The organism is Cognatiyoonia sediminum (genome assembly GCF_900129845.1).
Lineage (GTDB): Bacteria > Pseudomonadota > Alphaproteobacteria > Rhodobacterales > Rhodobacteraceae > Cognatiyoonia > Cognatiyoonia sediminum.
The window spans coordinates 1-24,968 of the sequence record NZ_FQXB01000009.1; the positions used below are offsets into that span (position 1 = coordinate 1).

Below are 24,968 nucleotides of genomic sequence, written 5' to 3' on the forward strand. Positions count from 1 at the left end.
AGTGACAATCTCTTCCGGTTTATGACGCTTGATTCCCATATCTGATCCTCCGTTTCCTAACTATAGGGGCGGACCACTTCAAAGGGGGAGGATCAATCTGGCAAGCCCTTCTTTCCGGAACTTACAGAAACAATCCAATCACTCATCGCCCGCTTTGGAGCCACGGCTATGTTGGACACTTCAGCATTCCTCATATCCACCAATATGCGACGGGTCAGGGAATGACGGTAAGCGAAGTTTGGGGTGTCGAAGGCTTCGACCCCCAGTTTGTCGGGCCCGAGACAAACGCTAACCAAGTCGAACATCTCGGCATCAGCTCGCTCCTCCAAGGCGTCGCAAGCGTTCCTGGCGCCGTCCTGAATGAGGCTGAAGCGTTTGAGGTATTTGTTAAGGGCGAAGACCCCGACGAAGCAAATGCAGATAGAGCCCTCAATGGTGTCGTTCGCGAAGTCTTGCTGCCAAGGATCGAAGGGGAACCCGAAGAGATTGAGGCGGCATTGGGTGAAGCTTTGGGGCCAATGACGAGATAGTAGTTGCGTCATTGGTGTCCATTAAAGGTCGAAAAACGGAATTGGCCAACGGTCCATTACCATTCCAAACTTGTTCTCTGTGAACCAAAGAAAGAACCTACCGTTGCTGTTTGCCAAAAGGATATTGGTCCCAAAGACGCAGCGTCTTTTGTTTCAAGCGACTCTTCATCAATGATGCGCAAGGTGTAGTCGAGCGCATGTATGCAATGCGGGCAACAATCGCAGCCCCTGAATACTATTCAGTCATGCCCTAAACATTGTTCCATCTTAGGTAGCAACATGGCTCACATCATCGTTTGGTGAGTAGATATCCAAAATATTCCAATGCCCTGTTGTTGGAGTTGGGTTGTTGATCATGGGCACGTCCAAGACGGTCGGTTTACCGCTCGCGATGGCGGCTTTCAACGCTGGTAACAATTCATCCGCCGATGTTATCCGTTGGCCCTCTGCCCCGTAAGCCTTTGCTATTTCTGCATAGCCGGGTCCGTTTGTCGGTGCCTCTGCTGACCCCGGGAAGGTTGTTCCGTAAGTGAGCCCATAATGCGCCTTTTGGAGGCCAGCGATCGTTCCAAATGCGTTGTTGTTCATCACCAGCCACACAATGCCAAGGTTAAGCTCAACGGCTGTAGCAAGCATGGAAGGGTTCTGGCCAAAGCCACCGTCTCCAACGAGGCTGATCACGACCCGTTCCGGTGCTGCGAGTTTCGCGCCAATGGCCGCAGGTGGTCCGAAGCCCATGGTTGCAAACCCGCCGGGTGTCAAGATGGATCCTGGCGTCAGGATATCGAATTGCTGACCAACACCATTTTTGTTCCAACCGACATCGGTGGTGATGATTGCATCGTCTGGCAAGGCTCCGCGTGTATCGGCCAGAATGCGTTCGGGCATCAGAGGGAACGCGTCTGAGGTTTGCATATCGAGATTTGAGGCTTTGAAAGTTTCACGGAAGGAGGCGATCTCAGCTGTCTTCTCGGTTCGATCGATGCCATTTGGATACATCTCTTTCGCGACGCGGTTCAGTACGCGCAGAGCGGATCTGGCATCTGCCACCACCCCAATCTCAGTCGGGTAGTTCCGGCCGATTTCTTGAGGTTCGATGTCAATATGGATGACTTTGGTATCGTTCCCTTCCGCACCGATGTTGAAGGTGTAACCGGGATACCAGCTTGAACAATCCGCTTCCTTGAACCGTGTCCCAACTGCGAAAACATAATCCGCATTCAGGCAGCTTTGATTGACGAGTTCTGTGCCCCAGAAACCCGTCATGCCCATCACCAATGGGTGCGCATCAGAAAGCGCGCCTTTGCCCATCAGCGAATGCGCGACAGGTAAGCCCATGTGGCTGACGAAGGCATCCAGTTCGTCTGACGCCTTAGCAAGAAGTATGCCACCCCCGACGTAAGCGACGGGGTTCTCCGCCTTCGCCAGAGCCTCGACAATATCGCCTGCCGTTTCGTCGTCGATCGAAGGTTTCTTCAGCGACTTGGTATTTTGTGCCACGCGATCAAAGGTGTCGGACGGGATCACTTCGGAGAAGATGTCCATCGGCACGTTGACCAATACCGGCCCGGGTTGACCACTTTCTGCGAGATGGAAGGCCTTTTCCAATATCTCAGCCATCAGGTCTGCGCGATCTACCCGCCATGCGCGCTTTACGAATGGACGATAAATTTCCCACTGCGCGGCATCTGCGTGGAGGTTCACCTCCTGATGTGGATGTTTGCCGTAGTAATGCGTAGGAATGTCGCCTGCGATCACCACCATTGGGATGCAATCCAATGCGGCATTGGCCACCCCCGTGGCGCAATTTGTCAAACCGGGAGAAAGGTGCGACAGAACCACGGACGCCCCCCCTTGCACGCGAGCATAGGCATCTGCGGCATGGCTTGCGATCTGCTCATGGCGGACCGTGATGAAATCAATCGGGCTGTCAGCCAGGGCCGCAAGCACGGCGATATTGGTGTGACCACACAAACCGAAGACATGCTTTGTATCGCGCCGCGCCAAATAATCGACGATGTGTTCTGCGACTGTTTTGTCCGCAATCATTCCGCCATCCATCACGCGATCTCCTGTCCATAGAATTCGCCGAATAGCTCCTGTTCAGAGGGGCGGTCTTCGGCAATTGGGCGCGAAACCCAAGTGTAGTTCATCATGTGTTTCATGGTGACATTCTCGTTCGTGATGTTGCCGCCCCAGATGCCGCAGCCGAGCGAACTGGTCATTGGCATCCCATTGGTCCAAGCCCCCGCATTTGCTTTCGATTGCGGCTGACGCACCATCATGCGGCTTACGGGCGCGAGGCGCGCCAGACGGTCGATGTGATCGTCGTTGTGGGAATAGATGCCGCAAGAATGCCCTTTGCCTCCGGTGTCATAGATTTGGGCAACCGTCGCCAAAGCGTCGTCAAACGTGTCGAAATGATACAACGCCATGAGCGTCGTGAGCTTCTCTTTGGAGAACTTGTGATCCGGCCCAATCTGGCCTTGGTTCTCAACCATCAGGAAATTGCGATCCTCTGGGATGGAGAACCCTGCTACATCTGCCGTTTGCTGCGGTCGGCACGCAATGGTTGGGAAAGTGCGGTTGCCTTTCTCGTCCCACATCGCCTTTTCAAGCAGGTCTTTTTCTTCTTGCGAACAGAGGTACCCGCCTTCGGCCTCCAGCGCGTTGATCATTTGATCGTAAATGGATTTTTGAATGATGATGTTTCCGTCTGCGGAACAGCCTGATCCAAAGTCGGACGTTTTTGAAATACGGGTGTTTTGAGCGGCTATTTCAATGTCTGCGGTATCATCAATCACGATAGAAGAGTTTCCGGCCCCTACCCCATAAGCTGGACGACCAGAGCTATAGGCCGCCTTGACCATCGGCTTACCACCAGTTGCCAAAGTCAGATCCGCAACTTCCATCAGGAACTGTGTCAACGGAATCGAAGGGTAGCGAATGGTTTGGAACAGGTCTTCAGGTGCCCCAACCCCACGACAAGCCGCACGCATCACTTCGACCATTTCAAATGTTGTCCCCGCCGTTCGCGGATGCGGGGAAAAGATCACGGCGTTCCGAGCATTGGCAGACGAGACGCCTGTCACAGGTGGCGTCATGGCGGGGTTTGTCATGGGAATTAGGGATGCGATTACGCCGGCAGGTTTGGCGTATTTCACCAGTCCGCGTTCCTCATCTACCTCAACCACGCCAGTCGACGGAGTGCGCAAAACATCCCGCAAAACCATATGGATTTTGAACCGCTTCGCCGGACGCCCTTCTCGATCGCCAATGCCGCTTTCGTCAACTCCTTGTTGCGCCAAGCGGGTGAAGGTTTCTTCGTTGCCAGCATACCAAGCAATCGCTTGCGACAACCGGTTCAAATCTTTCTGGCTCCAATCCTCAACAGCCGCCATTGCAACGCGCGCGCGCTCAACCATGTCCAATGCCAATTGGCGTTCGTCTTCTGTCAGTTCTCGTGCCATCGTGGCATCCTTTGTTTGGGTAAGTCTAAGCCGCCTGCTGAGTGACAGACCGGCGTTTTGATCGGGCCTCGCCAAAGGTGCGCTTGGCATGAGCCAAGCACCGGCGGGCGTGTTCTTCGAAACCCAATTCAGCAACACGTGCCTGATTGGGGAGTTCAATGGAGTAGTTCATTGGCGGGCAACGCTCGATGATGCCTGCGAAATCAATCCAGCCCTCACCGGGGTAAAGCCGCGCGTCGCGGGCAAGCTGGATCATCCCTTCCCGCGTATCTGCTATGCCGGGGAGACAGTCAGAGATATGCAAAAAATGCAGCCATTCTTGCGGCACATGAAGCAGTTCTCCTAAATCCACGCGGCTAAGGTGCAAGTAGAGCGTATCAACAAGGATACCGCCATTTGGCCGGTCTGCCGCGCGAACGATATCGAGTGTTTCATCTAAGGTGCGCAGGCGCGAAAAGGACGGAAATTCCAGATCGATGGTTAGGCCATACGGTGCTGCCAGATCGCAGGTTTCGGCATATGTATCGAGGATGAAGTTTCGATCATCGCGGCGTTTCGTCCACGCGGACATGATCATATGTTTGGCGTTTAGGCGTGCACCCAGCTCAAAGGCACTCTCGAAATCCCGCGGATCGCAATCTTCGGTGATGCGGGCGAGTTCGATGTCCAGAACCTGCAATCCCGTGGTGTCTATCGCTGTTTCAAGTGCTTGAATTTGAGCCGGATCGAGGGGCGAGCGTTCAAACTCGCCCGGGACATTCATCGTGATGAACCGCGGGCTGACGGCGTCATAGCCTGCGCGTGCGGCGATATAGACAAGCTCTGCCGGAGTGCAGTTGATCAGGGTCAAATGCGCAAGCGAATAAAGCGGGTCTTGGTCAAAGGTCTCGGGCATCACGCCACCTATCGATCAGATTCGACTGATTAACCTATATTTTATAAAATATCTGATATTTTGTAAATCATCAATTATCTAGATATGCACCCATGCCCCGCCGCTCTGATGGGATTGAAATGAAGCCTCAATAAATGCCACACCCTTTGCCCCGTCGGCGACGCGTGGCATTCCCAACCAATCCGAAGGCGCTCTGATACCGTCCTTGCGGGCCGCAACGGCCATGGCGAATTCGGTATACAGATTTCCCCAAGCCTCAATGATCCCTTCAGGGAAGCCTCGCGCCGTACGAACCAAACGTTCGTTGGCGGTTGTCATCCCATGCCCATGCCCGCGGCTGATGATCTGATCAGGCTGCCCGAAACGATTGAGTTTCAATTGCTCCGAGTTTTCGAGATCCCATTCGATCCCGCCCTCCGAACCAAAAATCCGCAACCGCAGACCGCCGCGATTTCCGGGAGCGAGGCGCGTGCACATTAACGTGCCCGGGACACCGCCCTCAAATCGCGTGGTCATGAAAGCGGTATCCTCTAGCGGCTTAGGCGCACCGCAAACGTGAAAATCGGCCCGTACCTCTTTCATCGCAAGCCCACTCACGAACTGAGCCAAATGCGCCGCGTGGGTTCCGATGTCTCCGACACAAGACGTCTTGCCCGACTTTGCCGGATCGAGGCGCCACTTTACGTGCGGAGCATCGGCCACATCATCCGGTGTCATCCAATCCTGCATGAATTCGACGTGGATCTGATTAATCCTGCCAATGGCTCCAGACGCGACAAGATCGCGAGCCTGCCTGATCACGGCAAAGCAAGACATCACGTAAGACACACCGAAAACACAACCAGACTTTTCAGCTGCTTCGATCAAAGCATCGGCTTCGCTCACCTCGTTGGTCAGCGGCTTGTCACACAGCACATCAATTCCTTTGTTCAGGAACGCAATCGCCGCATCATGATGCAAATGATTGGGTGTTGTGATCATCACTGCATCGACACCGTCGTCACGTGCCGCTTCGACCTCCGCCATTTCCGCAAAAGACGTGTAGCAACGGTCTTCATCTAAGAACCAATCCGCCGCTGCCGTCTTCGCTCGAACCGGATCAGACGACATCGCGCCTGCGACAACATCCCAACGATAACTCAGACGCGCCGCCGTGGCCTGCATTCCAGAAACTCGGCCACCGCCCACGACACCCAAGCGCAAGCGGCGCGAGAACTTCGGGAACGGACCTTCGAAATCAATTTGACCCGGCAATAGCATCGAAAGTCTCCTCAAACTGGGGGCGTCGCGCCGTCAGGCAGCATTTCAACGGCCATAAAAATCGACGGGGTGATGGTTTCATACTGATGCCAAGGATAGTTACCTTCAGCGTCATACATTGGGCGATGTGTCGTCCCAGGGGCCATCGGCTCTTCGCAGTAGAGCGTGTTGATATCCTTTTCTCGACACTGCTGCATCTTGCCGAAACCGACGATCTGGGTGTGGACTTCACGAAACCCGGGAACTGGGCAGAAGTCGTGAAATTTATGAAGGCCAACGTTCAGCGGGATGGTTGCTGAATGATACAGCGTGAAGCCAAACTGACCGACCCAAACTTTGGGTGACATGTAGTGCCCAATGCCTTTGAGCCGTTCCTCCTTGCGAACGTCATAAGCCGAGGGCCACGCGTCCCGAACACTTCGCATTAGCTCAGCATCATCAGGATGATCGTCGAGACCTTTGATCAGCACCGCATGTGCGACATGTTTTATTTCTGTATTTTGCAAAATCACCGATTGAAGCGATCCGATAGTTTGGTCTTGTACTACAATAGCCGTGTCCGACAGATTTAAGACGATGGTACGTCTGTCGATTTCGACAGCAGGTTCATTTTCGACAACCAAAACAGCAAAAAATGGGTCCGCAATCGACAAAGGGATAACAGGCATGGCGCTGTCCTAAGGGTAAGTTTCGGGGAGGATTTCAGGCACGGGTGGGCGGCTTTCGATGTCGACAAACCGGCCAGATTTTGGACTGTCGAGGATGCCGTACATCACTTCCAAAACATGATAGGCCAGTTCTCCGCTGCATCTCGGCGTGCGCCCGTTTCGAATGGCATCCGCCATTTCGATCAGACCGATGCCGCGGCAGTCTTCGTTCAAACCATGGGTATTCATGGCGACCTGCCACGCCTCGCGGCCCCGCGGACGCGGTTGGTGAGACCAGCGTGACGTATCCCGCGTGCGATACCACACCTCCCCCTGAAAGATGTTCGCGCCATGAACTGGGTCCGGATCAGGGATACAAATCACTCCATCCTCGCCATAGATTTCAAAGCGCGGCATTTCACTGTCCCAGACGTCAAAACTCATGGTGATGGAACCAATGACGCCGCTTTCAAACTCCAACATTCCTTGGACATGGGTGTCGACCTCCACCGGCATCATTTGGCCATGGCGCGGGCCGTTTTCGATCATGCGCTTGTCAAACGCGCGATTAGAAAGTCCGGCCACCCGTGCAATCGGCCCAAGAAAGAACACCATGGCAGACAAATAGTAGGGCCCGAGGTCCAACATAGGTCCGCCGCCCGTTTGGTAGTAGAAATCAGGGTTCGGGTGGTGCCGCTCGGTGCCATGTGTCCCTACAAAAGCCGCCGCGCCCGTCGGGCGACCGATCGTTCCGGCATCCAAAAGCTTTCGCACCGTCTGCCAACGCCCGCCAAGAAACGTGTCTGGCGCATTGCCAACTGAAAGACCCAGCTCGACGGCCCGGTCCAGTACTTTGCGTCCGTCCGCTAAACTACCGACCAAGGGCTTTTCGCTATAGACGTGTTTTCCGGCCTCCAACGCAGCCAAACTGACCTCAGCATGAGCGGCTGGAATGGTCAGATTGAGAATGGCGTCAATCTCAGGATCAGCAAGAATGTCCTCGGGTGGCTTGGCAATCGGAATGTCATACTGGATCGCCTTTACGCGACTTTCGTCCATATTCAGGCTACCGCAAGCAACCACGTTCACAGAATCGGATTTAGAAAGCGTCTTGAGGTAGATGTCGCTTATGCGGCCTGTTCCGATCAGGCCGACCCGGAAGGATTTCGCCAGGTCATTCATCGGGGTCCTTTGGTTGGTAAAGGGGAAGGTAATTCGGAGGCATAGGCCCTTTGTTTCGGCCGCCTTGCTGCATTTGTTCCCACCCATGAGACAGAATGCCGACAGAACGAGACAGGCAGAAGAGGCCACGTGACAATGGGGCCGGAAAGCCAAGTTCGCAGAAAATCACCGCTGTTGCCCCGTCGATGTTCATTGCGATGTCAGCTCCACGAGACCGCCCGATGGCGCGCTGGATAGCTTCTCCGATCTCAGCGAACTGACCTGACACCGTACCTTCGGCTGCCGCTTCGCGAACAAGTTGCATCAAGCAAGGCGCGCGGGGATCAACTGGCTTATGAAACCGGTGTCCAAAACCTGATACGATTTTTCCCCGCGTTTCGCGCCAATTCTGAAGGGCCGCCTCGACGGCCTCTTCCAGTTCAACCCCTTCGTTCATCGCTTGAGCGACTTCATAATAAAGCTCAGCACATTGCTCGCCGGCCCCGCCATGCACATCGCCGAGCATATTGACGCCCGTTGCCATGACGTTGTTCAAACCAACGCCACAGGTCGCCGCCATACGCGCCGCTGCAATTGATGGTGCCTGAGGCCCATGATCAACACCCGCAACCAAGGCTGCCTCGAAAAGCAATGCCTGCGCCTTTGTCGGCAAATCGCCACGGGTCATCAGCCAAATCATCTGGGGGAAACTGACGTTGCCAATCAAACCCTCAATGGGATGCCCGCGGAACGCAATCTTCCCCGGCTCCATGTCAATGATTGAGGTTTGCCACCACTTGCGAATGTTGTCGGCGTCTTGGCTCATGCGGCTTGCCTTTCTTGAAGATACCTAAGTTGAGCAGCCAATCGGATTGGCGCATTTGGTGCACCATATCCCTGATATCCGCCTTTGCGTTCAACAATCTCAAAGAAGAAGCCTTTGAAGATGGGCGCGCCGTAGATTTGGAAATATTCCCCGGCTTCGTCCCGATCGTAGAGCATTTGTCCATCACGCAGCGCTTTAGTGAGCTCCCCATCGAGGCTGAAGCGAACCTCAAGATCATCATAGTAATTTTCCGGCATTTGTAGCCGTTCGAAACCCGTCTCGGCCAATTGATCTGATGTCTCAAAAATGTCGTCGCTTACAAATGCGACGTGCTGCACCCCCGCCCCAAATTGATCTGCCAAGAAGGCACCAGCAAATGTGCGTTTCTCGTCAGCACCATTTAGGTTCAAACGAACTTCCCCTTCAGGGCTCGACAAAGCTTGGCTAAGAACCACGCCGGACGGATCCGCGACATCGACAACTGGCGCTTTCTCCAGTTCAAAGGTTGTCGTGTAGTAAGTCAGCCAGCTTTGCATCTCTTCATAGCGCATCGTTTGAGCGACGTGATCGATGCGTCGAAGACCTGCGGGCGCAATGGCTTTAGCTTTTGAAACAGGATCAAACTCAATATCCCAAACGCGATGAAGATCGGATTTTTCGTCGATAAAGTGGACAACATTCCCACCAACACCTTGGATCGCTGGGATCGCTAGCTCACCAGTCCCAACTGGCTGCTCGAACTCCGGCGCACCTAGTGATTTCGCGCGTGCGACTACAGATTTCGCATCTCGAACTCTAAGCCCCATATCGCACACCGTTGGTCCGTGCGTCTCAAACGCATCTGCGGCGAAACCGGCATTTTCCCAATTCACTACAATATTGACCGCCCCCTGCCGCCAAAGCTCAACCGACTTCGACACGTGTCGACGTTCTCGTCGAAAACACATCGTGGAAAGTGTTTGGGTGAGTTCTTGTTTTGACTCTTCGTCAACGGCAAATTCGAGAAACTCAAAGCCGCTCGGATAACCCCGCGCAGGCAAGTGTTTCATCGGTCGCTGTAAAGAGCGTTCTGTTCGCGCAACTTCGTCAAGCAGTGATACAATCGCTCGGAAACCGTCTTTGGCGGACCCTTCAGCGCCAAGAACAGATCCCTCTGTAACCTGCCCCAATGACCACGGTCCATCATACCCAATTCTGGCAAGCACCCGCACAAAGCTTTCAAGATTTAGCTCGCCCTGTCCGGGCAGCAGCCCCGCTTGGTTCTTGGTATGAATGGGCTCTTGGGCAACCACGGACGCATCTGACAACTGAACGTGAAAAACCTTCTCGTTCGGCAAATCGCGAAGCCGCGCGGCCTGAGAGCCATTTAACAATGAGAACCTTGAATTGAGGGCCAAGCCAAGATTAGGGTTGTCTAACTCAGAAACGATTTCGAAAACTTGAGTCTCTTGGAACAGATGCTTCGCCCATGGCAGGGCAAGTACAGCCACTCGAACACCAAATTGTTCTGCTCGACAGGCAAGATGTTCGAAATCTTTCAGGATCTTCGCTCGATCAAAATTGTGATTGGTGTTGGCTGAGGTGCAGACCAACAGAGTATGCGCTCCGAGCGCAGATGTCAGTTCCAGTTTCTGATCCAGTCGGGCCATGGTCGCTGCTCTTTCGGCTCCGACCTTCCCTTCGAACTCCCAAAAGGGTTGCAGCAGATTGATCCTCAAATCAAGATCATCGGCTTGACGAACAACATCCTCAACTTTGCCAGAGAACTTCAGCAGGTCAGGCTCTGACAACTCGACACCGTCGAAACCCGCTTCGGCTATTGATTCTAGCTTCCTCGGTAAGTCGCCTGGGACAGCAGATGTCGCCATGCAGAGTTTCATTACCCTTGATACCCAAACAATCTTGGCAACCAGAGAACGATGTCTGGGACAAGGATCATCACAACGAGGGCCGCGATCAGAATGCCAAGGAACGCCCAGATTTCACGAATGATCTCCTTAAGCGGAATCCCTGTCACCGCGTTGATGACGAACAGGAGAATACCATAAGGAGGGGTTATCAATCCGATCATAGAATTCACAACGATCAAGACGCCAAAGTGCACCAAGTCAATTCCAAGCTCCCGACATGTCGGGATGAACAACGGAATGATGACCAAGATGATGACGGTCGCGTCCAAGATACAGCCCAGAAGCAGGACCAGAATGTTAACCATCAGCATGAACATCAGTGGGCTGATGTCGGCTCCGGCGAACATAGCGGAGATTGACTGAGGGACATTCTCTTGGATGACGATGTAAGTCAGGATCATCGACGCTCCGATAACCAAGCCAACCGAGGCTGCAGATCGCGCGCTTTCCACGAAAATTTCATAAAGCGTTTTGATCTTGATCGCGCGATAGAGACCTGCAGCAACAATCAAAGCATAGAGTGCTGCGATGGCCGCGGCTTCTGTCGGTGTCGTGACGCCAGAATAGATACATCCCAGCAGGATAACTGGCATCAAAAGTGCAGGTGTGGCCCGCACGGTCAGGCGCGGAATTTCACGCAATGGGACGGGTTCTTCCTGGCCAAAACCCCGCTTATGAGAAATGAAACTGTTCATCCCCATAAGCACAACGCCCATCACCAAGCCCGGTACGATACCCGCTAAGAACAGATCGCCGACCGAGGCATTGGAGACCAATGCGTAAAGTACCATCGGAATGGATGGGGGAATGATTGGTCCGATTGTTGCGGTCGCCGCCGTGATCGCCGCCGCGTAACCACGCGTATAGCGGCCGCTTTTGACCATCATGTCGATAATGATTTTGCCGATACCAGCCGCGTCAGCCACAGCAGACCCCGACATGCCAGAGAAAATCAAACTGGCAACCACATTGACGTGTCCCATTCCGCCTCTGAAACGCCCAACCAATGCAATGCAGAACTGCAGAAGGCGATCAGAAATTGTGCCAGCATTCATGATATTTGCGGATGTAATGAAGAGCGGCACCGCAAGGAGCAAAAAACCGTCGAAAAGACGCTGCACCATGGTGGTACCCGCAATGGCCAAGTCCTGACCGGATACGCCAAGATAGACCAAAACACCGACCAATATGGCGTAGGCAACCGGCGTACCGATCGCTGCCATCCCAAAGAGGGTGATCATACCTAGGGTAAGTTCGAGACTCATTCAGAGACCTCATCGGAGGGAGCCTCAGCCGCAATGATCGCTTCCATTTCGGTTTCAGGGGGACCGAACTTCAGAACCGTGTAGATGCGCCAGATGTAGCGGATTGTGACAACAACCATGAACATAACGAACGGCGCAAAGAGCCACTTAATCGCTATTTTGTCCCCTGTGATCGGGATGCGAATGGTTTGAATTTTCTTCAACTCCATAAGGCGGTTGCCGAAAACCGTCTCCCATACGGCGGGGAATGAGTAGACCATCGCTGCCACCATTATGACCGCGGTGATGAGGGCCATAACTTTGCGAGCTGGTCGAGGTGCAGCAAGGTATAGGACGTCAAATGTGACGTGATCCTTTTCTTGGACGATGAACGAGCATCCAAAGAAAATGACAAACACCCAGAGCAGGGAAATCAGAACAACCGACCAGCCGATTGGCTCCAAGAAGGGAACGTATCTGAAAATGATTTGTAGAAGAAAAGTAATAAAGATCGCCGCCAAACACATGGCGGCGATAAATTCAGTGCCGCGGGTGAACCATTTCGAAAGTGTCTTCATCTTAGGTTCTCCCGCGGAAGTAGCGACTATTAGTTACCCAGCTCGTTGATACGATCCAGAACGCCTTCTGGCCAAGCAGCAGCTGCTTCGCTACCCACATATTGCCCCTGCACATGCTCACGGAAGGCAGCGAGGTCTGGTGTATAGATTTCTACACCCTGGCTGCGGATAAAGTCGGCAAGACTGTTCTCTTTGTCCAACTGCTTGAGGCGTCCATAAGAGGCTGCCGCATCTGCCGCGCGCTGCACGGTGAGCTGCTGCTCTGGTGTCAAGCTATCCCAAGTTTCCTTGGAAAACGCGATGTAGTTCAGATCAACAAGGTGGGACGTCAGAGAAATCTGCTTAGTCACCTCATAGAACTTCTGGTCTACCACTGTTGGCAATGGGTTGTCCTGACCGTCAATCGCACCAGACGCCAGCGATGTATAGACCTCTGAGAATGCCAGCGGCGTTGGCGAAGCACCAAGTGCGGCGCCAAGGAATTGCCAAGCATCAGTTCCAGGCATACGCAGGTTGACGCCCGCCAAATCTGCAGGGGTCTGCACATCAAGTTCATCGCGTGTTTGGCGCAGGTTCACATGGCGACGTCCTAGATACATCACTGAGAGAAGCTTCACGCCCAGTTCGTCTTCTACAGTCTTTTTGAACGGATCCATCAACGGATCGTTGAAGACACGAACCTGGTGCGCTGCATCTTGATGGACATAGCCGGTCGCGAAAATCGAGAATTCTGGGAAGAACTGAGCAAGCTCTTGCGCCGACGCGATGGACATCGTGAGGTTTCCGCCAGCGATCGCTTCCAATTCGGTGCCTTGCGCGAACAACGTACCGTTATAGCCCGCCTGATAATCTGCAAATTCCGCGACCATAGGCGCAAATACTTCAGCCATCGCGACAGAACGCTGATCCGTTTCAGACCCCGACGTCGCGAGTGTAAATGTCAATTTGTGGCCGTCAGCGACAGCAGGAGCGGCAAAGCTCGTCGCGAGCCCCAAGGCCGCAACCGACGCGAGAGCCGCGCGGCGTGTCAATTTGGTGATCATGGTATTCCTCCCTTTGGTGTGACCAACCTTATTGGTCGAGTAAGTTATTCCTGATTTTTCACATCTTGCAATATATTTTGCAAAATATCTGATATTTTTAGCTCGCTTCCCTCGGTTTGAATTCAGATCGCGATGACATCGACGCAATAGAAACGGCTTGCCCGCTCTCCGCTGAAAGTGCGATGGCTTCGACAACCTCCAAAGACTTCAGCCCCTCGATGCCAGAGACCAAAGGCGCCTCCTCGCCTCTTATTACTCGCGCGAAGTGATGCATCTGCGTGACCAACGGGTCCTGACTGTCACAGGTCAGAACTTGTGCATTGATCGGGGACCACCAATCGGGGCCGCTTTCATGGCGCCAGACCCGCAAATCCGGTAGCGACAGCCCCCCTTCTGATCCTCCGATCAGGTAACAACTTTCGTTCGTAGCTGGGTAGCGTGGGTTTTCTCTGGAAGTTAATTCCCAGCTCCAGGGTGCGACGATACTGTCGGACACTGAGATCGTGGCAACGGCCCCAGATTTGAAAGTTAGAATGGCACTCGCCAAGTCTTCATTTTCGAAACCGCGTCTTGAGGGGACCGATAGCGCTTGAGCGGTTCGAACCTCCCCACAGAAGTGCCGTAACAGGTCGACATCATGAACCAGGTTCACCGAAATAGGCCCAGCGCCTTTCTTCTTTCGCCACGGCGCTTCATCGAAATAATAGTCCGGCTTATAGAACCAACAGGTCGTTTGGATTGCGCGAATATCGCCAACTTGGCCGTTAACCAACGCCGACTTAGCTGCCTGAACCATTCCATTGTGCCGCCGATGATGCCCAACAAGAAGAGGGACGCCAGCCATCTCTGCAGCGTTGGTCAATTGAAGCGCTTCGCCCGAAGTGACGGAGATGGGTTTTTCAATAAGCGTCGGACAGTCGTTTGCAATGCACTCCAAACCCTGCTGAACATGCAGAGGTGTTGGCGTCGCGAGCAAAACACCATCTGGCTTGTCCTGCTCGAACATCTTCTCCAAACTGTCAAAGACACGAATTCCGAGCTCTTCCGCATCCGCTCGCCCTTTGGCGTCTGCCTCCACTACGCTTGCGATGGTAACACCCGGCGCTGACATCAAAACATCGACATGACGGCGACCAACAAGGCCAAATCCCACCACCGCAATTCGCGTTTCCTGTGTCATAAAATCTAATCCAGATCGCCGATTCATTGAGTCGCGGATGAGTTTGTACCGCGTCCAATACAATTGCAATAATATCTGATACTTTTAATTTTGACAGATTTTATATCGAATTGAGAAAATTGTAGCGTTGGTGTAGATCACATGATGAACGGGCTAGAGTCAGACGAAAATCATGGCAAAATCACTAAACGTAGTTGGCGCGACAACATACCAACGCATCAAACGAGACATTATCTTTGGTCGGTTGGCCCCGGGGTCAAAATTGAAACTCGATGGTCTGAAAGAGCGGTATGAAGCAAGCATGTCAACGCTCCGGGAAACCTTGAACAGGTTGGCCAGTGAAGGCTTCGTTGCTGCTCAAGATCAACGTGGTTTCTTTGTTACTGATGTCTCTCGCGACGATCTTATCGAGATCGCTAATCTGCGCGTCTTGCTCGAATGTCACGCCCTGCGCTTGTCGATCACGAATGGCGATACGGACTGGGAAGGCAACCTAGTCGCCGCGCACCACAAGCTTCACTTGATGGAGCAGAAGATGATGGCCGGAGATGAAAAACAAAAAGAAGACTGGAAGCGTTATGACTGGGAGTTCCATCAGGCATTGATTTCTGCCTGTGGCTCAAAAAATCTCCTCTCGCTGCACGCCGTCTTGTTCGACAAATATTTGAGATACCAGATGCTGGTGCTCACCTACCGTGGCGACGAGGCCGTTCAAGAACATCGCGAGATGTTCGAAGCGGCGCTCGCGCGCGATGAAGCAGCAGCGGCGGCGGCTTTGAAGACACACGTGGAAAAGGGGCTTGAGCACACCTTGGAGGCTTTCTGAATTTTCTGCTCTGCTTGGAACCAATGGCCGGCCAACTTTTGCAGAAGGCTTTTGGTTGCTGTCAGACTGCTTCGAACCAATCTCAGTTTACCTCCAAATGCCGAACCTATCTGAAACAAAGCTGATGCCACTCGGCGAAGCGACGGTTCGTGACATCTTGAGAGTGACGTTGGTTGAAATCGGTCTTGCTGATTAAAGTGGTCGTGGATTGAACCGGCTCACTTGTGTCACGTTAGTCTGTTCCGATCCGCCTACAGTACCGCTTCGAAGAGTTCGCGCAAGTTACCTTCGTTCAACGTCACGGGATTGCCACCACAGCTGGGGTCATTTAGCGCACCGTTTACCAAGCGGTCCATGTCGGGGTTCGACACGCCAAGTTCAGAAAGGCGCTTCGGAATTCCCAGATCATTGTTAAATTGATCCACGAATTCACAAAAACCATCGAATCCGCCTTCAATTCCTAAATAGCCTACACAGGAGTCAAACCTGCCCCGAATTGCAGGTGCGTTGAGTTTCAAAACCGCAGGCATACAGACCGCATTGGTGGTACCGTGATGAGTGTGGTGCATTGCTCCGACCGGGTGGCTGAGCGCGTGAATTGCACCCAAACCTTTCTGAAAAGCAGTCGCCCCCATCATGGCAGCAGACATCATATGGGCTCGAGCATCGAGATTTTCTGGCTCGGAAAAGGCGATAGGAAGATTTTCAACCACAAGGCGCATGCCTTCCAGCGCAATGCCCTGGCTCATCGGGTGATAGTGTGGCGAGGAGAACGCCTCAACACAGTGAGCAAAAGCATCGAGACCCGTTCCAGCCGTAATAAAAGATGGCATACCAACCGTCAGTTCAGGGTCACAGATAACAACAGACGGCAGGACCTTCGGGTGGAATATGATCTTTTTCTCTTCGGTTTCAGAGTTGGTGATGACGCTGGCGCGCCCGACTTCTGACCCCGTACCGGCAGTCGTTGGCACAGCAATGTTGGGAAAGATCGCATCGGCATCCGCACGCGTCCACCAATCATCAACATCTTCGAAGTCCCAGACGGGGCGGGTTTGTCCGGCCATGAAGGCAACCATTTTCCCAAGATCCAGACCAGAGCCACCACCAAAGGCAACCACTCCGTCGTGACCTCCAGCCTTGAACGCCGCAACACCGGCGGCGAGATTCTTTTCATTGGGATTGGGGTCCACATCTGCGAAGCTCGCGCGGCCCAGGCCGCCCGCCTCCAACACGTCCAATGCACAGGTCGTAACCGGCAGGGACGCTAGACCACGATCGGTGACCAAGAGCGGTTTTGACATTCCGGCGGTTCGGCAGGCGTCAGCCAATTCGGTGATGCGCCCTGCACCAAAACGCACCGAGGTGGGATAGGACCAGTTGGCAGTGGGGCTCATGATGTGACTTTCTTTAAGTGATAGGATTTGGGGCGGGTCAGGTTGTGATAGCCAATGACGGACAATCCCCCGCCGCGCCCAGTGTTCTTGCAGCCTGTCCAGCAAAGCCCCGGATCAAGATAGTCGGCCCGGTTCATAAAGACCGTGCCTGTTTCGATCTGATCCCCAACGGCGGCGGCCCGGTCCAGGTCTTTGGTCCAAAGGCTGGCGGTCAGGCCAAATTCACTGTCATTCATCAAGCGGACGGCCTCTGCATCATCCTTGACCGGCATAATGCCCACAACCGGGCCAAAGCTCTCGTCGCGCATCACACGCATGTCGTGGGTCACATTGGTCAGGATTTGCGGGCTCAGATAGGCGCCGCCATCGTCTTCGGCAAACGTATCGATATGGGCGGTAGCGCCAGCAGCGACCGCTTCAGCGATTTGTGACCGCACCTCATCGGCAAAGCGTTTGTGTGCCATCGGACCGAGCGTGGTGTTCGCGTCCAATGGATTGCCGAGCTTATAGTCGCTCACAATCGAAACAGCCTTTTCGACAAAGGCGTCAAACAGGCTTTCGTGCACATAGATGCGTTCGATTCCGCAGCAGCATTGGCCGGAATTAAACATCGCACCGTCGATCAACGTATCGACAGCAGCATCGAGGTCCGCATCCTCCAACACATAGCCGGGGTCTTTTCCGCCAAGTTCAGTGCCTACACCCGTGAATGTGCCTGCCGCGGCGCGTTCCATTGCAGCGCCGCCGCCGACGGAGCCTGTGAAATTGATGAAATCGAATGCGTTGTCGGCGATCAGGCTTGATGTGGTGTCATGGTCCAGAAACACGTTCTGAAAGACATCCTCCGGCAAGCCCGCAGACTGGAACGCCTGCGCCATCCGTTCGCCAACTAGCAGGGTTTGCGTCGCGTGCTTGAGCATCACCGCGTTGCCAGCGATGAGAGCAGGCGCAACCGTGTTGATTGCGGTCATATAAGGGTAGTTCCAGGGTGCTACGACAAATACCACACCGTGAGGCACCCGTTTGATGTAACGCTTGAAGGTCGCATCCTCGCCCACCTCGATATCGGCAAGGCTGTCTTGGGCAATGCTGGCCATGTGGCTGGCGCGTTCTTCGAACCCGCCAAACTCACCACCAAATCGGATCGGGCGGCCCATCATTTTGGCAAGTTCGGGGACGATTTCGTCATTCATCGCGCCAACTGCAGCAACGCCTGCCATGACAAGATCGATGCGTTCTTGCAGCGGCCGCGCTGCCCAACTGCATTGTGCAGCACGCGCCCGGTCCGCCACCTCTTTCGCTGCGGCTTCACTCAGGCATTCGCGTGTCGCAAACACCGTGCCGTCAATTGGAGAAATGCAAGTCAGAGTGCTCATGCTTTTTCAAAACCTCTAGCGATTTCATAATCGGTGACGACACGGTTGAATTCTTCGATTTCCCATTCCGCTGCGCGGGCATAGTGAGTAACGGTTTCTTCACCAAAGGCCTCTTTCAGCATGTCAGAGGCAAGCAACGCCTCTCGCGCGTCGCGTAATGTGCGCGGAATATGGTTGGCATCATCATCTGCATAGGCGTCGCCGGTGAAGGGCGCAGGCAATTCCAGTTTCTCTTCGACCCCCTTCAGTCCAGCGGCCAACATTGCGGCCATGGCAAGATAGGGGTTCATGTCAGAACCCGGCGTGCGGCACTCAACGCGCACCCCCTTCGTTCCGTCTCCACACAGGCGGAAAGCCGCAGTGCGGTTGTCGACAGACCAAACTGCTTGTGTGGGGGCAAAGCTGCCCTTGGCGAAACGTTTGTAGCTGTTGATGTAGGGGGCCAAAAAGACCGTAATGTCAGAGGCGTAGGTCAACATCCCAGCCATATAGTGATCCATCAGTGCAGATTTGGCGAGCGGGGCATCCGCATCATAAAACGCATTGGCGCCATTGCTCCAAAGCGACTGATGGACATGCGCGGCGGACCCAACCCGGTCGTGGTGCCATTTCGGAATGAACGTTGCCGCGTACCCTTGCTGGTGCGCAATTTCCTTGATCCCATGTTTTGCAATCGTATGATGGTCGGCCGCAGCCAACGCATCTGCGTATTTTATGTTTAACTCTTCCTGACCGGCCTCGGCCTCTCCTTTCGAGCCTTCGACTGGGATGCCCATGGAGCGCAAATGGTTGCGAATGGGACGCATCACCGGCTCTTCCTTAGTGGTCTGAAAGATGTGGTAATCTTCGTTGTAGCGGCTGATCGGTTTTAGGTCATATCCGCTCGCTGCGATTTCATCATGGGTGCCCTGAAACAGGAAAAATTCTAATTCCGTCGCCATGATTGGGGTCAGGCCCATCGCCTCGGCGCGGGCAATCTGGCGTTTTAATACTTCGCGCGGGGCGAAGGGCACCGGCTCATGGGTGTGATGATCCAGCACATCACACAAGACCATCGCGGCACCCTCTAACCAAGGCACGGGGCGGATCGTGCTCAGGTCAGGCTTCATGATATAGTCGCCATACCCCGCCTCCCAGGAGGTCGAGGCGTAGCCATCCGGTGTGGCCATCTCTAGATCAGTGGCCAGCAAGTAGTTGCAGCAATGGGTTTCACCTACGGCCATCTCCAAGAAAGCCTCAGCGTGGAACCGTTTGCCCATCAAGCGACCCTGCATGTCCACAATGCAAGTTAGCACCGTATCAATGTCGCCGGCAGCAATCTGCGATTTGATCTCTTCAAAGGTCATTTGTTGAGCTCATTTGTTGGTGGTTGATATGCGCCCCGAGATTAACCCGAGGCGCATATGAATGTTTAACCGTAACGGTAAGGCCGTCCAGCTTTCTGCATATCAGCGTTATATTTGCGGAAAATATCCACAACTTTCGCCTGAACTTCGCCTTCGGACGCGATTTCGTCCCAGAAGGCAACGGCCGCGTTCTCAACCTGCGCCCATTCCTCGTCAGGGATAGATGTCAGTTCCATCTTGGTCCCATTGACCCGCAGGTTGGCTTCGCCGCCCCAGTACCACCACTGGCGATAGTAGTGGGATTGATCGCAGCAGACGCGGAACAACGTCTGAAGGTCTTCAGGCAATTCGTTCCAGCGGTCCATATTCGCGAAGAACGAACCAGCCCAAGCGCCAGAGATGTTATTTGTCAGGAAGTAGTTGGTCACATCGGCCCAGCCGACGGTGTAGTCTTCGGTGATACCAGACCAAGCGATGCCATCAAGTTCGCCTGTTTGAACAGCAACTTCAATGTCTTCCCAAGGAAGCGTTACTGGTACGACGCCAAACTGGCTCAGGAAGCGGCCAGCTGTTGGGAAGGTAAAGACACGCTTGCCCTTGAGATCTTCGAGGCTGCGGATTGGATCCTTTGTAGCAAAGTGGCAGGGATCCCACGACCCGGCGCTGATATGTTTGACGCCGACAGCAGAATACTGCTCATCCCAAATCTCGTTCAGGCCGTACTGATTAAACAGCACAGGCACATCCAACGAATAGCGGGATGCAAATGGGAAGTAGCCACCGAAGACGGTGACGTCCGTAGGTGAAGCCATCGAGTCGTCGTCAGATTGCACCGCATCAATCGTGCCCTGCTGCATCGCTCGGAACAGCTCACCCGTTGGAACCAACTGATCTGCATAAAACAGTTCGATCTGCATACGATCGCCCGCAATTTTGTTGAACATCTCAATCGCAGGGTCGATCACATGAGCGGCGAGTGCGGGACCGGCATAGGTCTGCATACGCCATTTGATCGTGGATTGCGCCAAGGCTGGCGTGGCCAACGGCGCGGCTGCCGCGCCAACCGCAGCAGTGGTTAAGAACTTACGTCTTGTTGTCATTGTTTCTTTCTCCTTGTTGATAGGCCCAATTTCCAAGGGTCTTGGTTTTAGTTTCCGTAAACGTACCCGGGCAGCCATAGGGCGATTTCCGGGAATGCCATGATGATAGCGAGCGCTGTCACCATCACTCCGACAAAGGGGATGATGGATCGATATATGTCGCGCAGCGTGATCTCCGGCGGAGCCATCGCGCGCATCAGAAAGAGGTTATAGCCGAAGGGTGGCGTCATATACGCAATCTGAGTGGTGATCGTGTAGAGGACGCCATACCAGATCAGGTCAAAGCCGAGGCTGCCCACCAAAGGCACATAGAGCGGAGCAACGATGACCAGCATCGCCGTGTCATCCAAGAATGTGCCCATGATAATAAAGCTCAACTGCATCAGGATCAGGATGACCCAAGGTGACAGTCCCAATTGCTCTGTGAACAAGTTGTCAATGGCGTTCACAGCGCCCAAGCCATCGAAAATGGCTCCAAAACCAAGCGCTGCAAGGATGATCCACATGAACATGCAAGAAATGACCAGCGTCTGTTTGGTGCATGTATGGAAGACGGCCCAAGTCATGCGGCGCTTAAGGATTGAGGCGGTCAAGGCCGCAAGCGCGCCGATCGCCGAGCTTTCCACAAGAGACGTCCAACCGTTGACGAACGGGACCATCATTGAGGCAAAGATGATGAGCGGCAGCGCCCCAGCCCAGAGCAGTTTGCGTTTCTCTTGTGGAGTGACTTGATCTAGATCGTCGGCCACAGGGCCTAAAGCTGGATTCAGGCGGCAGCGGATCCAGATGTAAATCACAAACATCGCGGCCATCATCAGGCCCGGAATAATGCCCGCAAGCCACAATTGCCCCACCGGTTGCCGCGCGATCATCGCATAGAGCACCAAGACAACTGAGGGCGGCACGAGGATACCAAGCGAGGAACCAGCCTGAATAACACCTGTCACCATCTGTTTGTCATAGCCGCGCCGCAAAAGTTCCGGCAACGCAATCGTCGCACCGATGGCCATTCCTGCGACCGACAAACCATTCATGGCGGAAATCAAAACCATCAAACCGATGGTCCCCATGGCCAATCCGCCATTCACATTGCCAAACCAGACATGAAACATCCGATAAAGATCATCAGCCAGCTTACTTTCGCTCAGCACATAGCCCATAAAAATGAACATGGGCAGCGTCAGGAGCGGGTACCATTTCATCAACTTCATGGCGGCCGAAAACGGGATGTCCTGTCCACCCGTTCCGTAAAGAGCCAGCGCGGCAATGGCGGCAATGGCGCCGATGGCTCCAAAGACCCGCTGGCCGGTGAATAGCATCAACATCATCGAGCCGAACATAAACAGGGCGATATGTTCCTGGCTCATGTCCGTGCCTCCGGTTCCATGCGGCCTGTGGCGCGGGCAACGTCCTTGATCAGTTCCGACAGCGCTTGCAACAGCATCAGAAACAGACCAAAGATCATCGTGGCTTTGATCGGCCAGATATAAGGGCGCCACGCGGTGGAGGAGCGTTCAAGCCGCCCGACCTCTTCTGTGCCCGTGATCAATCCAGCAAAAAACTCCAATGGTGCTTTGCCCCAGTACCCCAACGAATAGGCCGTGGAGCCGAGCGCGCCATAGAGCAAAACAACAAGGTAAAAGATAAGAAACAATACGGTTATGACGTCAATCGTCGCCTTTCGACGTAATGACCATTCGCCGTAAAACAGATCCATCCGCACATGCCCGCCGGACAAAAGCGCATAGGGCCCGCCCAGCATGTAATAGGCCACCATCGCAAATTGTGCGGTTTCCAACGTCCACAGCGAGGGCAGGAAAAACGTCTTGGAAATGGACGACCAGAGCAGGATGCCCATCAGGACAAACACGCTATACATCACGATCAAACCGATGACGCGGTTCATGCCATCAATGGCGCGCGAGAAGCCAAGCAAGGCGTTCATGCGACACCCCCGCGATACGAGACCTGATCCAACGTCTGCTTCACCCAATCGGTCAGGAACAGTGCCATTGCGCGTTGATCCGCATCGGTAGAGATCAAATCATTGCGGATTTCGATCATGACGCTGGGCAGGTCATTCGCCTGTCCATGTTGGTCAAGTGTATGGGCCACACCGTCGACAGCGGCGTAGGGTTCGTTCAATCGAATGCGAAAATGCGCATCCTGTGGTTTGCTTTGCATCATGGCATGCGCAAATCGAGCATCTTCGCCGTGCAAAACCCCTATTTCGGCCTCGCGCGCGACCCCATTAAAAACAGGCGTAAAGCTATGGATCGTAACCATCAGTTTCAAAGTTTCGAGGTGGCACGCTATCTCATCTGCCAGCGCTTCGGAAAACGGCGTGTAGATGCGTGCGACCCGTGCTTCACGCTCTGCCGCTGTCAAACGCGCGTTGCCAGGAATGTCAAAAACTTCGCTACGGGTCGGTATCGCGCTGGGCGCCTCAGGCGGACGATTACAATCATATAACAGCCGTGACATCGTGCCATAAACAAGTACGGCATCAAGGTCTGCCGCTATGCGTTGCGCAACAGGCAGTGCTCCTGGGTCCCATGCAACATGACTGTTCGCAGCGTCATTCGATAAGCCAAGTTGGTTGAATTCCGAGGGGATATGCGCAGACGCATGCTCACACACAATCAGCACTCGCGGCGCCTTCTTGGCACGCGAAACCATAAAAGGTTTTTTGGTATGTGAAATGGTCGCTTGAATGACGGAATCCTTGCATGCTGATTATGGAAAATGATTGACACAACGAAATCATCTGTCAATATTTTTTCGAACAATTTTTTTCATGTTGATTTGTTGCGTGGAAATTTTGACAGATCTTTGGTGAAAGGCCAGAAATGACCGTTTCTGAAAAACTGCTGCAACATCGCGATGAGATGACGCCATCGGAACGACAACTTGTCAGCACCTTGTTGGACGACTACCCCATCATCGGTTTAGGCCGCATCACCGAGCTAGCGCAGACAGCGTCGGTATCGACAACAACCGTGACACGGATGTTGCAAAAGACCGGTTTTGATGGGTTCCCCCAGTTTCAGGCTGCACTGCGATCTGAGCTGAAAGAGATGATCTCCGACCCGGTGGCAAAGCGCCAACACTGGCAAAGCGATTTTCCCGATGAACATATTCTGACCCGATACTTTCGGCAGGCGATTGAAAACCAACAACGCAGCATGGACGACATCGATCCCGCTGATTTCGACGCATTGTGCAAGTTGCTGAGCGACAAAAAGCGAACGATCTTCATCACAGGGGGCCGCATCACGGGAACGTTGGCGCGGTATCTCTTCCTTCACATGCAAATGATCCGGCCCAATGTGCGTCTAGTGGCGGATGGCGGTGCTTGGCCGCATGACCTACTCGATTTGCAAAAAGGCGACGTTGTTGTGGCATTCGACGTGCGTCGGTATGAAAATACCACACTTCAGCTGACGCAAATGTGCCAAAGCAAGGGTGCAGAAATTGTTCTGCTCACAGATCAATGGCGTTCCCCCATCCATCGTATTGCGGCCTTAACGTTTACCGGGCGCATTGCAGTTCCGTCTGCATGGGACAGCTGTTCACCCTTACTCATGCTCGTCGAATGCACAATCGCCGCTTTGCAAGAAACCATGTGGGACACGGTCAAGGGTCGCAACGAAGCGCTGGAGGATGCATTTGATCAGACAAAGCTCTTTCGAAAGTTCACATGAGCAAACAATTAGAGCCGACCAAGGGCGACAATACCCCACGAATATTGACAAAGTCGGAAGGTTCTCTTCAGACAAACGCACCGCATTAATGATCGAGAATGCTCAAAGATGGCGTTCCATACGTCTCTTTGATGTGCGAGCGACGGCCGTCGCTCACGCAAAGACTTCCTTTACGAAAAACCGGACTGGCGACCCTTGCTGCGCCGCAGCGATGAGGGTGCCGCGTCTGCGAACGAATGCTGCGTCAGCGAAGTGAGAAAATCCAAGGTCGGGTTTGTCCGCAAAGCCGATAGACGATTGTAATCTTGATCCTCCCCCTTTGAAGTGGTCCGCCCCTATAGTTAGGAAACGGAGGATCAGATATGGGAATCAAGCGTCACAAACCGGAAGAGATTGTCACTAAGTTACGGCAGGTTGAGGTACTGTGCGGCCAAGGGATGCCGCGCATTGATGCAATCAGACAGGTGCAGATAAC

Annotated in this window: 22 protein-coding genes and 1 pseudogene; 4 read left to right on the forward strand and 19 right to left on the reverse strand. The window is 53.8% G+C overall.

What is annotated here, in order from left to right; genetic code table 11:
- The first annotated feature begins 221 nt into the window (after nucleotides 1-221).
- On the forward strand, nucleotides 222-530 hold the full coding sequence (locus BUA85_RS16270; RefSeq protein ID WP_072902994.1) for a hypothetical protein: 309 nt from the start codon (nucleotides 222-224) through the stop codon (nucleotides 528-530).
- A 267-nt stretch (nucleotides 531-797) separates the two neighbouring features.
- Here BUA85_RS16270 and BUA85_RS16275 read toward each other — a convergent pair whose 3' ends face one another.
- From BUA85_RS16275 to BUA85_RS16330, 12 genes are all read right to left on the reverse strand, one after another.
- A complete protein-coding gene (locus BUA85_RS16275) occupies nucleotides 798-2,579 on the reverse strand; it encodes a thiamine pyrophosphate-binding protein (RefSeq protein ID WP_242649083.1) in 1,782 nt (593 codons plus the stop codon).
- Nucleotides 2,580-2,590: 11 nt separating this feature from the next.
- A complete protein-coding gene (locus tag BUA85_RS16280) occupies nucleotides 2,591-4,000 on the reverse strand; it encodes an aldehyde dehydrogenase family protein (protein WP_072902998.1) in 1,410 nt (469 codons plus the stop codon).
- A gap of 25 nt (nucleotides 4,001-4,025) precedes the next feature.
- A complete protein-coding gene (locus BUA85_RS16285) occupies nucleotides 4,026-4,895 on the reverse strand; it encodes a sugar phosphate isomerase/epimerase family protein (RefSeq protein WP_072903000.1) in 870 nt (289 codons plus the stop codon).
- A 78-nt stretch (nucleotides 4,896-4,973) separates the two neighbouring features.
- Nucleotides 4,974-6,155, reverse strand: coding sequence for a Gfo/Idh/MocA family protein (locus BUA85_RS16290; protein WP_072903002.1), 1,182 nt, complete (start codon nucleotides 6,153-6,155; stop codon nucleotides 4,974-4,976).
- An 11-nt stretch (nucleotides 6,156-6,166) separates the two neighbouring features.
- Complete coding sequence (locus BUA85_RS16295; protein ID WP_072903004.1) at nucleotides 6,167-6,823, reverse strand: hypothetical protein; 657 nt, start codon at nucleotides 6,821-6,823, stop codon at nucleotides 6,167-6,169.
- Between the two features lie 9 nt (nucleotides 6,824-6,832).
- Nucleotides 6,833-7,984 carry a Gfo/Idh/MocA family protein gene (locus BUA85_RS16300; RefSeq protein ID WP_072903006.1) on the reverse strand — a complete coding sequence of 384 codons (1,152 nt, stop codon included), beginning with the start codon at nucleotides 7,982-7,984 and terminating at the stop codon, nucleotides 6,833-6,835.
- On the reverse strand, nucleotides 7,977-8,789 hold the full coding sequence (locus BUA85_RS16305; RefSeq protein ID WP_072903008.1) for a citryl-CoA lyase: 813 nt from the start codon (nucleotides 8,787-8,789) through the stop codon (nucleotides 7,977-7,979). The genes BUA85_RS16300 and BUA85_RS16305 overlap by 8 nt, the downstream gene beginning before the upstream one ends.
- Nucleotides 8,786-10,657, reverse strand: coding sequence for a bifunctional sugar phosphate isomerase/epimerase/4-hydroxyphenylpyruvate dioxygenase family protein (locus tag BUA85_RS16310; protein WP_242649084.1), 1,872 nt, complete (start codon nucleotides 10,655-10,657; stop codon nucleotides 8,786-8,788). The genes BUA85_RS16305 and BUA85_RS16310 overlap by 4 nt, the downstream gene beginning before the upstream one ends.
- 11 nt (nucleotides 10,658-10,668) lie before the next feature.
- Nucleotides 10,669-11,964, reverse strand: a complete 1,296-nt coding sequence (locus BUA85_RS16315; RefSeq protein ID WP_072903012.1) for a TRAP transporter large permease — start codon at nucleotides 11,962-11,964, stop codon at nucleotides 10,669-10,671.
- Nucleotides 11,961-12,521 carry a TRAP transporter small permease gene (locus BUA85_RS16320; protein WP_072903013.1) on the reverse strand — a complete coding sequence of 187 codons (561 nt, stop codon included), beginning with the start codon at nucleotides 12,519-12,521 and terminating at the stop codon, nucleotides 11,961-11,963. The genes BUA85_RS16315 and BUA85_RS16320 overlap by 4 nt, the downstream gene beginning before the upstream one ends.
- A gap of 29 nt (nucleotides 12,522-12,550) precedes the next feature.
- Nucleotides 12,551-13,564: a TRAP transporter substrate-binding protein DctP gene (gene dctP / locus BUA85_RS16325; protein ID WP_072903015.1), complete on the reverse strand. Its 1,014-nt coding sequence runs from the start codon at nucleotides 13,562-13,564 to the stop codon at nucleotides 12,551-12,553.
- A 97-nt stretch (nucleotides 13,565-13,661) separates the two neighbouring features.
- Complete coding sequence (locus BUA85_RS16330; protein ID WP_072903035.1) at nucleotides 13,662-14,744, reverse strand: Gfo/Idh/MocA family protein; 1,083 nt, start codon at nucleotides 14,742-14,744, stop codon at nucleotides 13,662-13,664.
- A gap of 172 nt (nucleotides 14,745-14,916) precedes the next feature.
- On the opposite strand from BUA85_RS16330, the gene BUA85_RS16335 reads away from it, so the two are divergent.
- A complete protein-coding gene (locus BUA85_RS16335; protein ID WP_072903016.1) occupies nucleotides 14,917-15,570 on the forward strand; it encodes a GntR family transcriptional regulator in 654 nt (217 codons plus the stop codon).
- A 251-nt stretch (nucleotides 15,571-15,821) separates the two neighbouring features.
- Here the strand turns inward: BUA85_RS16335 and BUA85_RS16345 are convergent, their stop codons facing one another.
- The 7 genes from BUA85_RS16345 to BUA85_RS16375 form a co-directional block, all read right to left on the reverse strand.
- Complete coding sequence (locus BUA85_RS16345) at nucleotides 15,822-16,967, reverse strand: iron-containing alcohol dehydrogenase (RefSeq protein ID WP_072903019.1); 1,146 nt, start codon at nucleotides 16,965-16,967, stop codon at nucleotides 15,822-15,824.
- Nucleotides 16,964-18,343, reverse strand: coding sequence for an aldehyde dehydrogenase family protein (locus BUA85_RS16350; RefSeq protein WP_072903021.1), 1,380 nt, complete (start codon nucleotides 18,341-18,343; stop codon nucleotides 16,964-16,966). Before BUA85_RS16350 ends, BUA85_RS16345 begins: the two co-directional genes overlap by 4 nt.
- Nucleotides 18,340-19,689, reverse strand: a complete 1,350-nt coding sequence (locus BUA85_RS16355) for a glutamine synthetase family protein (RefSeq protein ID WP_072903024.1) — start codon at nucleotides 19,687-19,689, stop codon at nucleotides 18,340-18,342. The genes BUA85_RS16350 and BUA85_RS16355 overlap by 4 nt, the downstream gene beginning before the upstream one ends.
- Before the next feature lie 65 nt (nucleotides 19,690-19,754).
- Complete coding sequence (locus tag BUA85_RS16360) at nucleotides 19,755-20,789, reverse strand: TRAP transporter substrate-binding protein (RefSeq protein WP_072903026.1); 1,035 nt, start codon at nucleotides 20,787-20,789, stop codon at nucleotides 19,755-19,757.
- Between the two features lie 47 nt (nucleotides 20,790-20,836).
- The gene (locus BUA85_RS16365) at nucleotides 20,837-22,156 is read right to left on the reverse strand and encodes a TRAP transporter large permease (protein ID WP_072903027.1); all 1,320 of its coding nucleotides are present in this window, start codon (nucleotides 22,154-22,156) and stop codon (nucleotides 20,837-20,839) included.
- Complete coding sequence (locus BUA85_RS16370; protein WP_072903029.1) at nucleotides 22,153-22,734, reverse strand: TRAP transporter small permease subunit; 582 nt, start codon at nucleotides 22,732-22,734, stop codon at nucleotides 22,153-22,155. Before BUA85_RS16370 ends, BUA85_RS16365 begins: the two co-directional genes overlap by 4 nt.
- Nucleotides 22,731-23,438 (reverse strand): N-formylglutamate amidohydrolase, encoded by a 708-nt coding sequence (locus BUA85_RS16375; RefSeq protein WP_242649085.1) that lies wholly within the window; start codon nucleotides 23,436-23,438, stop codon nucleotides 22,731-22,733. Before BUA85_RS16375 ends, BUA85_RS16370 begins: the two co-directional genes overlap by 4 nt.
- A 200-nt stretch (nucleotides 23,439-23,638) precedes the next feature.
- Here BUA85_RS16375 and BUA85_RS16380 point away from each other — a divergent pair, with 200 nt between their 5' ends.
- Both BUA85_RS16380 and BUA85_RS16385 read left to right on the forward strand, forming a co-directional pair.
- Nucleotides 23,639-24,493 carry a MurR/RpiR family transcriptional regulator gene (locus tag BUA85_RS16380; protein WP_072903033.1) on the forward strand — a complete coding sequence of 285 codons (855 nt, stop codon included), beginning with the start codon at nucleotides 23,639-23,641 and terminating at the stop codon, nucleotides 24,491-24,493.
- A gap of 362 nt (nucleotides 24,494-24,855) precedes the next feature.
- Nucleotides 24,856-24,968, forward strand: a pseudogene (locus BUA85_RS16385) (IS3 family transposase); the annotation flags it as partial.